Origin of the sequence: Embleya scabrispora, from assembly GCF_002024165.1 — a bacterium.
GTDB lineage: Bacteria > Actinomycetota > Actinomycetes > Streptomycetales > Streptomycetaceae > Embleya > Embleya scabrispora_A.
This window is the reverse complement of the sequence record NZ_MWQN01000001.1, coordinates 1,285,680-1,300,863: the sequence shown is the minus strand read 5'-3', so window position 1 is coordinate 1,300,863 and position 15,184 is coordinate 1,285,680. Positions and strand designations below refer to the sequence as shown.

Genomic DNA, 15,184 nt, shown 5'->3' with positions numbered 1-15,184 from the left:
CTCATCACGCTCGCCGACATCGACCGCGACACCCGCGACCGCCTCGGCCCACCCTGCTGCTGCCTGATCCGACGTCGACGCGACACGCGAGTCAGTCGGCCAGGAGCTTCTTCTGGACCTTGCCCATCGCGTTGCGGGGGAGGTCGGGGACGAAGAGGACGCGGCGGGGGCGCTTGTGGACGGACAGGCCGGCCGCCACGTGGTCGATGAGTTGGCGTTCCGTCACCTCGGCGCCCGGGGTCGGGACCACGAACGCGACGATCTCCTGGCCGAGATCGGCGTGCGGGGCGCCGATCACGGCCGCCTCGTGCACCGCCGGGTGGGCCAGGAGCGCGCCCTCGACCTCGCCCGCGCCGACCCGGTAGCCGCCGGTCTTGATCAGGTCCGTGCTCGCCCGGCCGACGATCCGGTGTCGGCCCTCGGCGTCGATCACCGCCACGTCGCCGGTGCGGAACCAGCCGTCGGTGGTGAGCGTCGCGGCGGTGGCCTCGGGCCGGTTCAGGTATCCCTGGAACAGGGTGGGCGAGTCGACCTGCAACTCGCCCACGGTCTCGCCGTCATGCGCACACGGCGAGCCGTCCTCGCCGACCAGTCGCGTCCGCACGCCCGCGATCGGCCACCCGACGGATCCCGGCCGGCGTTCGCCGTCGGCCCGGGTGCTGAGCGTGATCAGCGTCTCGGTCATGCCGTACCGCTCGACCGGCCGGTGTCCGGTGAGTTCGGCGACACGCTCGAACACCGGCACCGGCAGCGGCGCGCTCCCCGACACCAGCAGTCGCGCGCCCGACAACGCGCGCGCCGAGTCCGGATCCTGCGCGATCCGCGACCACACGGTCGGCACGCCGAAGTACAGGCTGCCCCCGGCCGCCGCGTAGCCCGCCGGAGTGGGCCGCCCCGTGTGTACGAGTCGCGACCCGGTCCGCAACGCCCCGAGCACGCCCAGCACGAGCCCGTGCACATGGAACAGCGGCAGCCCGTGCACGAGTACGTCGTCCGCCGTCCAGTCCCACGCCTCGATCGCCCCGTCCAGCCCGGCCGCGATCGCCGCGTGCGAGATCAGCACACCCTTCGGCGAGCCGGTGGTGCCGCTGGTGTACAGGATCAGCGCGGTCGCATCCGGACCCGGCTCCGGCAGCGTGCCGGCCGAGCGAGCGGCGGGGTCGACGGTCATCGTGGGCAGCCCGGTGTCCGTCCACGCCCCCGGAGCCACCAGCAGCGTGGCCCCCGAGTCCGACAGGATGTGCGCCCGCTCCAACGGCCCCGAATCCGGCGGCACCGGCACCACCGGCACCCCGGCCAGCAACCCACCCAGCGTGGCGATCACCGTCTCCAACGAAGCATCGGCCCGCACCGCCACGGCCGGCGCCCCGACAATCCGCTCGCCCAACGCCCGAGCCGCCTCGAACAACCCCTCCCGCGACATCGCGTCCCCACCGACGACAACCGCATCCCCACGATCCGTCCCGACCCCGTCGGCAGACACGACAAGAGACACGCAGCACCCTCCACAACCGCCGGCCGGACAACCCACCGATGCTATGCGCCAGAGCCCCGACAACAAGCGCTCAACCACTCTTTCGAGCCGCGTTGCCCGAACACATCCACGCCCGTGCCCGCGCCCGCCACTCCGCGCCGATCCACCCTTCCGGGTGATGACGGCCGCCGGCGCGGTTTGCCGACGCAGCCGCGGCGAAGGGCTGGGAGTGCCTGACCCGACAGGCCCGAGAAAACACCTACCGCGCCTGGATCGCCATGCGGGAAGACCCGAAACCCGGCGGCAGGGGAGTCCCCATGACAGGTTCCGGCGCGGGCTCGGCGGGGCGGGTGGGAACCGGAAGGCCGGGTGGGTCGTCACAGGGGCAAGGTTGTCGGGTGGGGTTCGTTCGGTGGAGTCGGGAGTGAGTGAGTGTGCGTCCTAATCGTGTGGGGAGACACCGGGTCGGGGCCGTGGTGGCGGTGTGCATATCGCTCGGGGCCTTGAGTGCTTGTGGCAGTGAGTCGAGTCCCCTGTCCACCATCGAGAAGAGCGTGCCGACCGCGCCGGTCACCGACAGCGCGTCCTCCGGGCTCGACGAGACCGTGCGCAACGAGGACCTGGACGTCGGCGAACTGGCGCGCCGCGCCAAGCAGTCGGCCGCGAACATCAAGACCGTGCACGTCGTCGCGGACATCGTCTCCGACGGCAAGGGGACCAAGCTGGACCTGAAGGTGGACCGGGGCAGCGAGGAATTCCAGGGCACCATCGAGCAGAACGGCGTACGCCTGGAGGTGCGCCGGATCGGCGACGCCATGTACGTCCGGGGCGACGAGCAGGCGTATCGCTCGCTGGTCGGCACGGTGGACGGCGAATTCGCCGCCAAGCTGCTCGCCGGGAAATGGCTCAAGGGCGACGCCAACAGCGAGAAGCTGCGCGGCGTACGCAGCATCACCACCGTCGCCGACCCGGGCGCGGCGCTCAAGGACTTCCCCGAGGACGGCGTCAAGCTGCCCGTCGAGACGATCAACAACCGGCGGATGATCCCGCTCACCGGCCCGCCCGGACGCGACGACGGCAAGGTCTACATCGAGGCCCAGGGCGGCAAGCCCTACCCGGTGCTGATCGTGTCCAAGGGCAGCAAGAGCAGCGGCTCGATCAGCTACGGCGACTTCGACGTCCCGGTGAAGGTGACCGCGCCGCCCGCCGCCGAGGTGGTCGAGATCCCCGACCGCGGCACCACGTCTAGCACGCCCCGACCGGGCAGCACGGCCTGACCCGACCCATACCGGATATCCCTCGATTCGGACCCGACGACACACTCGCGCCGCCGGACTGATCCACTCGTCCTAGGATGCTCTCCAGCCAGACGCGGCCCGTCTCGGGACGGGCCGGCGCAATCGGGGAACCACCGTAGAGGGGAGTTTGCGATGACGGTCGTTCTCGCACAGGGGGAGAGCGTCACCATCGGCAAGGGCGAGGCCGGTTCGGCCGCGCGGGTCCGGATGGGGCTGGGCTGGGACGCGGTGAAGCACAAGGGGCTGCGCCCGGGGCTACAGGCGCTCACCGGCGTCGACCTCGACGCGTCCTGCCTGTTGTTCGACGCCGACCACCACCTCGTCGACACGGTGTGGCCGCGGCAGTTGGTCTCCAAGGACGGCGCCGTCACGCACACCGGCGACAACACCACCGGCGCGGGCGACGGCGACGACGAGTCGATCATCGTCGACCTCGCCACACTGTCGCCGCGCGTGACGGCCCTGGTCTTCACGGTCAGCGCCGACTCCAGCCACGCCTTCTCGCGAGTCGCCAACGCCTACTGCCGGCTCGTCGACGAGCACGACGACAGCGAGATCGTGCGCTACGAACTGTCCGAACACGGCGGCCACGACGCGCAGATCATGGTCAAGCTGGCTCGCGCGGCCGACGGCTGGCAGGCCACCGCCATCGGCCAGGCCGCCAAGGGCAACACGTACCACGACCTGCTGCCGGAGATCCTCAAGCACCTGTAGCCACACCGGCCCGCCCCGGCGGGCCCGGCGACAAGGCGGACTACGCCGCGACGACGAACCCACGCTCGCGCGCGTAGTCCGCCAACGCCTCGCGCAACCGCCGCCGCCCCCGGTGCAGGCGCGACATCACCGTGCCCAGAGGCACCTTCGTGAACGCGGCGATCTCCTTGTACGGATAGCCCTCGACGTCCGCGAGGTACACCGTCACCCGGAACTCCTCGGGCAGCGCCCGCAACGCGGCCACCACGTCCGAATCCGGCAGGTGGTCCAGCGCCTCCAGCTCCGCCGAACGCAGGCCCGTCGACTCGTGCGAGGCGGCCCGGTACAGCTGCCAGTCCTCGATCTCCTGCGTGGTCGACACCACCGGTTGCCGCTGCTTCCTACGGTAGGAGGTGATGAAGGTGTTGGTGAGGATCCGATACAGCCAGGCCTTGAGATTGGTGCCGTCGCGGAACTGATGGAAGGACGCGTACGCCTTGGTGAAGGTCTCCTGGACCAGGTCCTCGGCATCGGAGGCGTTGCGGGTCATCCGCAACGCGGCCGGGTAGAGCGGCTCCAGGAACGGCACGGCATCGCGCTCGAAGCGGTCCAGCCGCGGGCCGGGGGTGGTCAGCAGATCACTCACGTCGTCGCTCCCGGTTCGAAGGGTACGGAGGGCACGGATGGCACGGATGGTGTGGAGGGTTTGAAAGGCGCGAAGGGAGGAGTCCGTCGGCGCTTGGCCGTCCTCCCCGCGCGGGGTCATACAGTTCCCCTGCCCACCTCGTGCCCGCCGACGCCGGAATCAGCCGTGACATTGGTCCCCCCTCGCGGGGAACGAGGGCCCGGACGAGCCGGTCGGCCCGTCGAGATGACGGAGGGTCAATATCCGCACACGATATGACAATTCGCCGCGTTCCCCGACCCCGGCCGCAGACCGTATCCTCGAGCGATGGGCAACCGTGCGCGCACGACCGTGACCACAGCGCAACGATCGACGGGCCGGCCCTCTACGTCACATCCTCGCCACCGCCAGCTTCGCCAGCGACACCAACTGCTCCTTGCTCGGCGGCGGGTCGCCGCCGCCCGCGTTCAGCGAGAACACCGCGGTCTCGTCGCCTCGCCGGGCCGCGACCACCAGTACGCCGCCGATGGTGTCGGGCTGCACGTAGACCGCCGCTTCGCCGACCCCCGCCACCTTCTCCGTGCGCGCGTCGCCCAGCGTGCCCAGGTACGCCTCCAGCGCCTTGTCCACCCCGCCCGCCTTGGAGCGGGTGGCGATCGTGCTGACCACCGGCGCGCCGTCGGCCGCCGCGTAGTCGCAGCCGAGCGGATTCTGCGCGGCCTTCAGACCCGGCAGCGCCAGCGCCTGCGAGACCTGGTCGGCGGTCAGGATCGAGCACGCGTCCACCGCCCGCAGGTCGCCGCTCGCACCGGTCCCACCGCTCGCGGTCGGACTCGCGCCCTTGTCCCCGGCCGCCTTCGTACCGCCCCCGTCGCCGTCGTCGCACCCGGCCAGCGGCAGCACGACGACCGCGACCGCGATCGCCACGCCCATCCGAACCCTCACGGCGTTCCCCGTTTCCCGGGTCGTCCCCGGCTCGATTCCCGGGTCGTCCCCCGGCCTCCCGCATGATCCGACATTTGCTCCGACATGTCCCGGCCGACGGTGCGATCGGGCCGGGCCGGGGCACGCGATCGGGTCGCGACGGGCCGCAGCCGCTCCCCATCGGCGCGCCCGCGCCCCCGCCTTTCGGGTCGAAATGTCTCGCGATGCGGGCTGCGAGCAAGGTCACACCCGCCCCGATGAACCGGAAATTCGCAGGTGGGACGGGGAATCCGAGTCCGCCCGGTGTGCCCGGCATGTGGACCGGGCCTGCGGGGCACCTGCACACGTGTCCTAAAGTCACGCAGGGTTCGACCCGTTGCCGAGACTCCACCCAGGGCCCGGCACTTCGTCGTCTCGAGGTACCCGTCCGATTTCCCCCGCACCCGGACACCCCGGGCAAGGAGGTACGCAGCTCGTGATCCGTAAGCTGTTGGTGGCCAACCGCGGCGAAATCGCCGTACGCGCCCTGCGCGCCGCCACCGAGCTCGACATCACCACGGTCGCCGTCTACGCGTACGAGGACCGTCACTCCCTGCATCGGCAGAAGGCGGACGAGAGCTACGAGATCGGCGAGCGCGGTCACCCGCTGCGCGCCTACCTCGACGTGGACACCATCGTCGGCGCGGCGATCGCGTGCGGTGCCGACGCGATCTACCCCGGCTACGGCTTCCTGTCCGAGAACCCGCTGCTCGCCGAGGCGTGCGAGGCCAACGGCATCACCTTCGTCGGCCCCTCGGCCGAGGTCCTCTCGCTCGCGGGCAACAAGGTGCGCGCGCTGGAGGCGGCCAAGGGCGCCGGACTGCCCACCCTGCACACCGCGCCGCCGCAGGACGACGTGGACGCGCTGGTGGCCGCGGCGGACGAGATCGGCTTCCCGATCTTCGTCAAGGCCGCCGCCGGCGGTGGCGGGCGCGGGCTGCGCAAGGTGGACCGGCGCGAGGACCTGCGCTCCTCGATCGAGACCGCGATGCGCGAGGCGCAGACCGCGTTCGGCGACCCGACGGTCTTCCTCGAAGAGGCCGTCATCCGCCCGCGCCACATCGAGGTACAGATCCTGGCCGGCGCCGACGGCGGCGTGGTGCACCTGTACGAGCGCGACTGCTCGATGCAGCGACGGCACCAAAAGGTCATCGAGATCGCTCCCGCGCCCAACCTCGACCCCGAACTGCGCGACCGGATCTGCGCCGACGCGGTGCGCTTCGCCGAGGCCGTGGGCTACCGCAACGCGGGCACCGTGGAGTTCCTGCTCGACGAGCGCGGCCGCTACGTGTTCATCGAGATGAACCCGCGCATCCAGGTCGAGCACACGGTCACCGAGGAGATCACCGGCGTCGACCTGGTCCAGGCCCAGCTGCGGGTCGCCGCCGGCGCGAGCCTGACCGACCTCGGCCTGGTGCAGAGCGAGATCCGGATCCAGGGCGCCGCGTTGCAGTGCCGGATCACCACCGAGGACCCCTCGGCCGACTTCCGCCCCGACACCGGCACGGTGTCCGCCTACCGCTCGCCGGGCGGCGCGGGCGTGCGGCTCGACGGCGGCACCTACACCGGCGCCGAAGTGCTGCCCTACTTCGACTCGATGCTGGTCAAGCTGACCTGCCGGGGCCGCACCTTCGGCGACGCGGTCAACCGGGCCCGGCGCGCGGTGGCCGAGTTCCGCATCCGCGGCGTGGCCACGAACATCCCGTTCCTGCAGGCCGTGTTGGACGACCCGGCCTTCCGCGACGGACGCATCACCACCTCGTTCATCGACGAGCACCCCGAACTGGTCCGCTCGCGCCCCGGCGCCGACCGCGGCACCCGCCTGCTCGCCTACCTGGCCGACGTCACGGTCAACCGCCCGTACGGCCCGACGCCCAGCATCGCGGTGCCCCGCAGCAAGTTCCCCGAACTGCCCGCCGGCGAGCTGCCCTCGGGCAGCCGGGACCGGCTCCTGGAGCTGGGCGCGGCCGGCTTCGCCCGGGCCCTGCGCGAGCAGAGCGCGCTGGCGGTCACCGACACCACCTTCCGCGACGCGCACCAGTCGCTGCTCGCGACCCGGGTACGCACCTACGACCTCGCCGCCGCGGCCCCCTATGTGGCGCGCCTGACGCCGGAGTTGCTGAGCGTCGAGGCGTGGGGCGGGGCGACCTACGACGTCGCGCTGCGCTTCCTCAAGGAGGACCCGTGGCAGCGGCTCGCGGCGCTGCGCGAGGGCATGCCCAACCTCAACATCCAGATGTTGCTGCGCGGGCGCAACACGGTCGGCTACACGCCGTACCCGGACAAGGTGTGCGTGAAGTTCGTCGAGGAGGCGGCCCGCACCGGCATCGACATCTTCCGCATCTTCGACGCGCTCAACGACGTCGAGGCGATGCGGCCGGCGATCGAGGCCACCCTGGGCACACACGCGATCGCCGAGGGCACGCTCTGCTACACGAGCGACCTGTCCAACCCGGCCGAGCAGCTGTACACGCTGGACTACTACCTGCGGCTCGCCGAGCAGCTGGTCGAGGCCGGCGTACACGTGCTGTGCGTCAAGGACATGGCCGGCCTGCTCCGCGCGCCCGCCGCCCGGACCCTGATCGGCGCGCTGCGCGAGCGCTTCGACCTGCCGGTGCACCTGCACACGCACGACACCGCCGGCGGCCAGCTCGCCACCTACCTGGCCGCGGTCGAGGCCGGGGTGGACGCGATCGACGGCGCCTCGGCCGCGCTGGCCGGTACCACCAGCCAGCCGCCGCTGTCCGCGATCGTGGCCGCGACCGACTACACCGAGCGGGCCACCGGCCTGTCCCTGGACGCGCTGTGCGCCCTGGAGCCCTACTGGGCCGCGGTGCGCGAGGCGTACGCGCCGTTCGAGTCGGGGCTGCCCGCGCCGACCGGGCGGGTGTACCGGCACGAGATCCCCGGCGGCCAGCTGTCCAACCTGCGCCAGCAGGCGATCGCGCTGGGCCTGGGCCACAAGTTCGAGGACATCGAGGACGCCTACGCGGCCTCGAACCGGATCCTCGGCAACATCGTCAAGGTCACCCCGTCCAGCAAGGTGGTCGGCGACCTGGCCCTGCACCTGAGCGCGGTGGGCGCGGACCCGGCCAAGTTCGAATCCGACCCGGGCGCGTTCGACGTGCCGGACTCGGTGATCGGCTTCCTCCAGGGCGAGCTGGGCACCCCGCCCGGCGGCTGGCCCGAGCCGTTCCGCACCCGCGCCCTCGCGGGCCGCACCGCGAGCGCGACCCGCACCGTGGAGCTGACCCCGGAGCAGGACGCCGCGCTGGACGGCGACCGGCTGCGCGAGACGCTCAACCGGCTGCTGTTCCCCGGCCCGGCCCGGGACTACGACGAGGCCGAGCGGTTGTACGGCGACGTCTCCGCGGTGCCGACCGTGCCGTTCCTGTACGGCCTGGTCCAGGGTGAGGAACTGGCCATCGAGCTGTCCGCGGGCGTGTCGCTCTACCTCGCGGTCGAGGCGGTCGGCGAGGCCGACGAGCGGGGCTTCCGCACCGTGTACTGCCGGATGAACGGCCAGCCCCGGGTGCTCTCGGTGCGCGACCGCTCGGTCAAGCCGGCGCGTCCGGAGAGCGAGCGGGCCAATCCGGAGAACCCGAAGCACGTGGCCGCGCCGTTCAGCGGCGTGGTCACCCTCCAGGTGGCCGTGGGCGACGAGGTCGAGGCCGGCGGCACGGTGGCGACCATCGAGGCGATGAAGATGGAGGCGTCGATCACGGCGCAGAGCGCGGGCACGGTGGCCCGGCTCGCGATCGGGCAGGTGTCCTCGGTCGAGGCGGGGGACCTGCTGCTCGAACTGGGCTGATCCGGTCCGGATCGGTCCGGAACGATCCACACGAACCACCACCCGAGCATTCGGGTGGTGGTTCGTGGCGTTTTGCGGACACGTTTGGCAGACGTTTGATTACGGGATGTCCGATTTCGCTGCGCCGTATGGGCTGCTTTCGTGCGTTTTTTCCGTTTCGCCGGTCCGTCGTTTGCCGAGGTGAGGCCGCATGTCGCGATCCTGGCCCTAGGACGTACCCCCGGAGGGCTCTTGATCTTCCTGTGCTTCACGTCACAGACTCGATGTCGCTCGGGGTTATCGGTGTCCATCCATCCGGATTGGGAGACCCTGCATGGCCGTGCGCCTGAGCACCCTCGACACGACCGCGGAACCCCGCGTCGCGGCACCCCCGCCGGCGCCGACCGTAGATCTCGACGACCTGTTGGCCCATCCGCACATGGTCACCCGGCTGCCCACGCCGATGGCCCGGGCGGCCGGCGATCTGATGCTCGCCCGGCTCGCCACGCTGGAGCCGGGCACCGTGGACCACTCGTACCTGCGCGGACTGCTCGTCGAGCTGAACCTGCCGATGGTGCGGCACGCGGCCGGGCGCTACCGGCGGCGCGGTGAGCCGGTCGAGGACATCGTCCAGGTCGGCACGATCGGGCTGATCAAGGCGATCGACCGCTACGAGGCGGATCGCGGCAGCAGCTTCATGGCCTACGCGATGCCGACCATCATCGGCGAGATCAAGCGCTTCTTCCGGGACACCTCCTGGTCGGTACGGGTGCCGCGGCGGCTGCGCGAGCTGCGTACCGAACTGCTTCGGGCCACCGACGAGCTGACCGCGATGCACGGGCGTACGCCCACGCCGCGCGAGTTGGCCGAGCGGCTGTGCATCACCGAGGAGGAGGTGCTGGAGGGTCTGGACGCCTGCACCGTGTACACGGCGACCTCGCTGGACGAGACCGCCTACGGGGACGCGGACGGGCAGGAGACGGTCGGCGACCGGCTCGGCTCCGAGGACCACGCGCTCGACCTGGTCGAGTACCGCGAGGCGCTGCGCCCGCTGCTGGCCGAGTTGCCGCAGCGTGAGCGGGCGATCCTGGTCATGCGGTTCTACGGCAACCTGACGCAGGCGCAGATCGGCGAGCGGATCGGCATCTCGCAGATGCACGTGTCCCGCCTTCTGGCCCGCACGCTGGCTTCGTTGCGTGAGCGGCTGATGATCCCGGGCTGAGGGCGGCGGGCGCCGAGGGCTGCGGGTTGATGCCGGCTCGGGGTGGGGCGCGTGCGGGTGGGCGGGGGCGGTGTGCCTTGCGCGTGCGCGGTGCCTTGCGCCTTGCGGCCATGGCCGGACGCGGCGCCCGTGGTCGGCGTGGGGTGCCGGGGCGGCCGGGCCGGCCGGGATCGTGCGAGCCGGTGGGGCGGGATGGACTCGCCGTATGGGTATCGCCGGCGGGGCGGCGGCACGAGTGTGGCCGCCGGATCGGGGCGGGACCGCGGGGTGGGTGTTGCCGGCGAGCGGTGCGTCCGCGTGCGGGACGGGCAGCGGGGTGAGGAGGCGCCGCGGCGGCGGTGCGGCCGGTCGCGACATCCTGGCTGCCGCGACTGTCCCGGTCAGCCGCGACTCTCCTGGCCACCGCGACTTCCGGTCAGCCGCGACTCTCCTGGCCACCGCGACTTCCGGTCAGCCGCGACCGTCCCCGCCCACCCTGACCGCCTCGGCCGCGCGTGGGTGCCGTGAGCGCCCGGATCACCGCGAGCACTTGACCCTCGTGGCCGCATGGTCCGCCCGGCCGCCGCGTCGTCCGAGGCCCTGCGGCGTTCGGGGCCGCTGCCCGTACGCCCGGGTGCCCCGGGGCCGCTGCGGCCGCCGGCGTGTGTACGGCCCGTCGTGCCGCGTCAGCGGAACAGCACCTCGAAGGGGCGGCGGAAGTAGGCCAGCTTTTCCGGGGGCAGGGGGATCCGGTCGTCGCGGCCCGGGACCAACGGGGCTATCTGTGAGGCCAGGCACGACAATGCCCTTTCCTTGCGGGCCTGTTGCACCTCGGTCAGGTCGACCCGCAGGGCCCGGCTCCACGGCACCCGGGCGTCGTCCGGTCGGGCCCACTGCCACATTCGCAGCGGGAACTCGACCAGCCCGACGCCGGTTTCCCGGCACGCCGCGTCGGCCGCGCGGCCGGTGCTCTCGTGATCCGCGAAGCCGTCCTCGCGCCAGTTCGTGGCGCACAGCGCGAAGCCCGCGACGAGCGGGATCAGCCGCTCCGCCAGATCGCGTTCGTGGCTGCCGACCGTGCGGTCCGGGATGCGCAGCCGGATCACCTCCACCGGGGCCACCCCGCCGGGGTTGCCGACCAGCGTGGCGAACGCCCGATCGGATTCCCGGACGCGTCGGGCGGCCAGTACCGATCCGGGTAAGCGGCTGCCCGGATGGGAGGCGTCGCCGTCGGTCACGCTGACCACCCGGACCGGCACGCCGCCCGCGACCGCCCGCGAGATGAATCCGCCCACCCCGAGCACCGCGTCCTCCGGGTGCGCGGCGACCACCACGAGGCCGCCGGCCAGGCCCGGCCAGTCCTCGGGGAGGGTCACCGGCAGCGATTGCCGTCGCCATTCGGACGTGGTGGTCCATGTGCTCCCGGAACTCGAATCGGGCACGGGCGTACGCGATCCGCGGAAGGTGGGAAGGCTCATCGGGGCTCCCGTCGAGTGGCGGAGTAGGGGTGACGATCTCCCGGAGGGGTGGTCGGCGCCTGGGTAAGACTTACGAGCATCCGTTACCCGAGCGGGTTTGGCCATGCGCGACACGGGAATTGATGCGCCGTCAGGTCGCCGTCGGCACGGCCTCGGTGCCTTCCGCACGCTTTTGTGCCGGGATCCGTGTGGCTTCGACCGGTTTGCGTCCGGGGATGAACAACGCGACGCACAGGCCCAGGACCGCCGCTCCGCAGCCCAACCACAGCGAGGTCGTGAACGCGTCGCGGGAGGGGAACTCCCGCCCACCCGAACGCATCGTCAGGTTCGCGACCACGACGCCGATCACCGCGCTGGACGTCGAGGTCCCGATCGAGCGCATCAGCGTGTTCAGGCCCGTCGCCGACCCGGTCTCGCCGATCGGCACCGCCTGCATGATCAGCGAGGGCATCGCCGCGTAGGCCAGGGCCACGCCGATCGCCGACAGCACCGCCATCGCGACGATCTTCCAGATCGCGTCGAGCATGAACACCGAGCACGCGTAGCCGATCGCGATCACCAGGGTGCCCACCAGAAGCGAGACTTTCGGGCCGTAGGCGGCGGAGAGCCGGGCCGACAGCGGCGAGACGAGCATCATCACGATCCCGGACGGGGCCATGCACAGACCCGCGACCACCATGCTCTTGCCCAGTCCGTAGCCGGTGCTCTCCGGGTTCATCAGCACCTGCGGGAACACCAGCGACTGGGCGAACATCGCGAAACCGACCACGACCGAGGCGAGGTTGGTGAAGAGCACCTGCGGGCGGGCCGAGACGCGCAGGTCGACGAGCGGCTGGGCGGTGCGCAGTTCGAGCCATCCCCAGCCGAGCAGGACCACGACCGCCAGGCCGAGCAGACCGAGCGTGACAGCGCTGCCCCAGCCCCAGCCGGCACCCTTGGTGATGGCGAGCAGCAGGGCGACGAGTCCGACGGACAGGCCGCCCGCGCCGGCGAAGTCGAAGCGTCCGGGCAGTCGGATCGGCGACTCCGGCACGAGGAGCAGTACCAGAACGATGTCCAGCGCGCCGATCGCGCCGGCCGCCCAGAACATCATGTGCCAGTCGGCGTTCTGCGCGATCAACGCGGCCACCGGCAGTCCGATCGCGCCGCCGATGCCGAGCGTCGCGCTCATCAGCGCGATCGAGGAACCCAGCTTCGCGGGCGGGAGTTCGTCGCGCATGATGCTGATGCCGAGCGGGATCACGCCGAACGACGCGCCTTGGAGCAGACGGCCGCCCACCATCGGGAGCAGCGAGTCGGACAACGCGCACAACACGGATCCGGCGACCATCAGGCCGAGGCTGACGACCAGGATCCGACGTTTGCCGAACATGTCGCCGAGGCGCCCCATCACGGGTGTGCAGACCGCCCCCGACAGCAGCGTGGCGGTGACCACCCAGGAGGCGTCGGCGGGCGAGGTGTCGAGCATCCGGGGCAGGTTCGGCAGCAGCGGGACGACCAGGGTCTGCATCAGCGCGACGACCACGCCGCAGAAGGCGAGTACGGCCACCACCCGACCGGCGCGATCCACGGTGGCGGGCGGATGGGGGAGGACGCCGGCCGCGCCGGCACCGGCACCCGCACTCGCCGGGCTCGGCTCCGGTATGCCGCTCGAACCGGTCACTGACTGCCTCCTGGGGCTTGTGGCTTGTGGCTTGTGGCTCGTGGCTTGTGGCTCGTGGCCTGTGGCTTGGGACTCGAAGCTCGCGGTTCCGGAACTCGGAGCCGGCACCGTCGAAATGATTGCCGCGGTCAATGAATGTGCACGATACACATGATGTGTATCGTGCACATTGCTGGGGCTCGGCGCTAGGGTCGTACACGGCGCATCGGGTGTGAAGGCGGGAGTGGATGTGTTGGAAGGCATCGAGCGGGAGCTGATGCTGATCGCTCGGCACCACGTCATGGGCAAGCGGCGGGGCGACGGCATGGAGCGGTCGGCCTACCTGCTGCTGACCCGCCTGGAGGTCGAGGGACCGATGACGATCGGCGCGCTCGCAGAAGCGTTTCGGCTCGACACCTCGACGGTGAACCGCCAGGTGGCCGCACTCCTGCGAGCAGGCGACGCGGAGCGCATCGCAGACCCGGACGGCGGCCTGGCCCGCAAACTGCGCATCACCGAGGCGGGCACCGAACACCTCGCGACGGAGCGCGCCGGCCACTGCCGGGGCCTGGACCGCGTATTGGCGTCCTGGAACGAGGGCGAACGCCGCGAACTGTTCGACGTCCTGACCCGCTTCAACCGCGCGGTCGAAAGCACAGAGGGCCGAGAATGGCCCCGCCGCGAAACGGGCGACGTCGCCCACACGGGCGGCGCCGCACGCGGGTGAACCCGCGGAGCCACAGTCCGGGCGCGCGGGCGGCCGCGGCGGCCGAGTGACGCCCGGAGGCCTAGCCCAGCGGCAAGCCTGACGAGGCCGGTCTCCGGCGAGACGGGCGTGTTGCTCGGCGAAATTCGGCTGGCAGCGGGGGCGGGGAGGGGGCTCGGGTCGAGTCCTCCGGCGGGCCTTTCCGAGTGGGCCGGGTGGTTTCGGCGGGCGTTGCGCTTTGGGTTGCGGGTGGCCGGTGCGGGGTTGGTCCGAGTCGGTGGTGGGCCGCCGCCAGCGTTCGGGGCTCCGAGATCTGCGGCCCTCGACGAGACGCGCGCATTGGTCGGTGAAAACCGGCTGGCAGCGGGGGCAGGGAGGGGCTCGGGTCGAGTCCTCCGGGGAGGCTTTCCGAGTGGGCCGGGTGTTCTCGACGGGCGTTGCGCTTTGGGTTGCGGGTGGCCGGTGCGGGGTTGGTCCGAGTCGGTGGTGGGCCGCCGCCAGCGTTCGGGGCTCCGAGATCTGCGGCCCTCGACGAGACGCGCGCATCGGTCGGCGAAAACCGGCTGGCAGCGGTGGGCAGGGAGGTGCCCGGGTCGAGTCCTCCGGGGAGGCTTTCCGAGTGGGCCGGGTGGTTTCGGGGGCGGTGGGCGTGTGGGTGACGAAGGCTCGCGAACCCGGATCGCGTGGGGTGCAGTTTGCCTCAGTGCGGAAGAAAACCGCAGGTCAGTGCAGGCGAGGGCCGTTTAGGGCGCCCCGGGATCCGGTTTCGGCCTCTGCTGGGCACTTTCGGTCTTTTTAACGGCCTCTGTGGGGTCGCAGTGCCCGAAGCCGGTTCCGATCGGGCGGTTTCGGTCTCCACTCAGGCGTTGAGCGGGTCTCAATACACGAAACCGGCCCTCGACGCCCGACTCTCCACCCCGACACCGCAAAACCGCAGGTCACCGAAGCCTGAAGCCAACAACCACCCCGCCGAAATCCGATTCCGAACCCCCAACTCCTCCCCATACGCCCCCGATGCCACCCGGCCCGCTCGGAAAGGCTCGCCGGAGGACTCGACCCGAGCCCCCTCCCTGCCCGCCGCTGCCAGCCGGTTTTCGCCGACCGATGCGCGTGTCTCGTCGGGAGCCCGGTGTCTTGGAGCCCCGAACGCTGGCGGCGGCCCATCACCGACTCGGACCGGCCCCGCGCCGGCCACCCGCAACCCAAGGCGCAACGCCCGTCGAGAGCACCCGGCCCACTCGGGAAGCTTCCTCGGAGGACTCGACCCGAGCCCCCTCCCTGCCCGCCGCTGCCAGCCGGTTTTCGCCGACCGAT

Annotated in this window: 10 protein-coding genes; 5 read left to right on the top strand and 5 right to left on the bottom strand. The window is 71.5% G+C overall.

Annotated elements, in window-relative coordinates:
- Positions 1-91 precede the first annotated feature (91 nt).
- Positions 92-1,423 (bottom strand): acyl-CoA synthetase, encoded by a 1,332-nt coding sequence (locus B4N89_RS05735; RefSeq protein WP_235618484.1) that lies wholly within the window; start codon positions 1,421-1,423, stop codon positions 92-94.
- A 605-nt stretch (positions 1,424-2,028) separates the two neighbouring features.
- Between B4N89_RS05735 and B4N89_RS05730 the strand changes: the two genes are divergently transcribed.
- Entirely contained in the window at positions 2,029-2,751 is a 723-nt protein-coding gene (locus tag B4N89_RS05730; RefSeq protein ID WP_078974775.1) for a hypothetical protein, read from the top strand.
- Positions 2,752-2,904: 153 nt separating this feature from the next.
- Entirely contained in the window at positions 2,905-3,486 is a 582-nt protein-coding gene (locus B4N89_RS05725; RefSeq protein ID WP_078974774.1) for a TerD family protein, read from the top strand.
- 40 nt (positions 3,487-3,526) lie between these two features.
- Here B4N89_RS05725 and B4N89_RS05720 read toward each other — a convergent pair whose 3' ends face one another.
- Both B4N89_RS05720 and B4N89_RS05715 read right to left on the bottom strand, forming a co-directional pair.
- On the bottom strand, positions 3,527-4,111 hold the full coding sequence (locus B4N89_RS05720) for a sigma-70 family RNA polymerase sigma factor (RefSeq protein WP_414646356.1): 585 nt from the start codon (positions 4,109-4,111) through the stop codon (positions 3,527-3,529).
- A gap of 369 nt (positions 4,112-4,480) precedes the next feature.
- On the bottom strand, positions 4,481-5,035 hold the full coding sequence (locus tag B4N89_RS05715; protein WP_143657860.1) for a DUF3558 family protein: 555 nt from the start codon (positions 5,033-5,035) through the stop codon (positions 4,481-4,483).
- A gap of 454 nt (positions 5,036-5,489) precedes the next feature.
- Between B4N89_RS05715 and B4N89_RS05710 the strand changes: the two genes are divergently transcribed.
- Entirely contained in the window at positions 5,490-8,864 is a 3,375-nt protein-coding gene (locus B4N89_RS05710; protein WP_078974771.1) for a pyruvate carboxylase, read from the top strand.
- A 313-nt stretch (positions 8,865-9,177) separates the two neighbouring features.
- The gene (locus tag B4N89_RS05705) at positions 9,178-10,065 is read left to right on the top strand and encodes an RNA polymerase sigma factor SigF (RefSeq protein ID WP_078974770.1); all 888 of its coding nucleotides are present in this window, start codon (positions 9,178-9,180) and stop codon (positions 10,063-10,065) included.
- Positions 10,066-10,730: 665 nt separating this feature from the next.
- Here B4N89_RS05705 and B4N89_RS05700 read toward each other — a convergent pair.
- Together B4N89_RS05700 and B4N89_RS05695 are read right to left on the bottom strand one after the other, a co-directional pair.
- Positions 10,731-11,522 carry a PIG-L deacetylase family protein gene (locus B4N89_RS05700; protein ID WP_078974769.1) on the bottom strand — a complete coding sequence of 264 codons (792 nt, stop codon included), beginning with the start codon at positions 11,520-11,522 and terminating at the stop codon, positions 10,731-10,733.
- A gap of 130 nt (positions 11,523-11,652) precedes the next feature.
- Complete coding sequence (locus B4N89_RS05695; RefSeq protein WP_235618888.1) at positions 11,653-13,032, bottom strand: MFS transporter; 1,380 nt, start codon at positions 13,030-13,032, stop codon at positions 11,653-11,655.
- A 409-nt stretch (positions 13,033-13,441) separates the two neighbouring features.
- Between B4N89_RS05695 and B4N89_RS05690 the strand changes: the two genes are divergently transcribed.
- Complete coding sequence (locus tag B4N89_RS05690) at positions 13,442-13,891, top strand: MarR family winged helix-turn-helix transcriptional regulator (RefSeq protein ID WP_078979131.1); 450 nt, start codon at positions 13,442-13,444, stop codon at positions 13,889-13,891.
- The last annotated feature ends 1,293 nt before the right edge of the window (positions 13,892-15,184 follow it).

Coding starts and splice junctions, on each gene's coding strand:
- B4N89_RS05695 (WP_235618888.1), bottom strand. CDS start 13,032: ATGCAGACCCTGGTCGTCCCGCTGCTGCCGAACCTGCCCCGGATGCTC.
- B4N89_RS05690 (WP_078979131.1), top strand. CDS start 13,442: ATGCTGATCGCTCGGCACCACGTCATGGGCAAGCGGCGGGGCGACGGC.
- B4N89_RS05705 (WP_078974770.1), top strand. CDS start 9,178: ATGGCCGTGCGCCTGAGCACCCTCGACACGACCGCGGAACCCCGCGTC.
- B4N89_RS05725 (WP_078974774.1), top strand. CDS start 2,905: ATGACGGTCGTTCTCGCACAGGGGGAGAGCGTCACCATCGGCAAGGGC.
- B4N89_RS05735 (WP_235618484.1), bottom strand. CDS start 1,423: ATGTCGCGGGAGGGGTTGTTCGAGGCGGCTCGGGCGTTGGGCGAGCGG.
- B4N89_RS05700 (WP_078974769.1), bottom strand. CDS start 11,522: ATGAGCCTTCCCACCTTCCGCGGATCGCGTACGCCCGTGCCCGATTCG.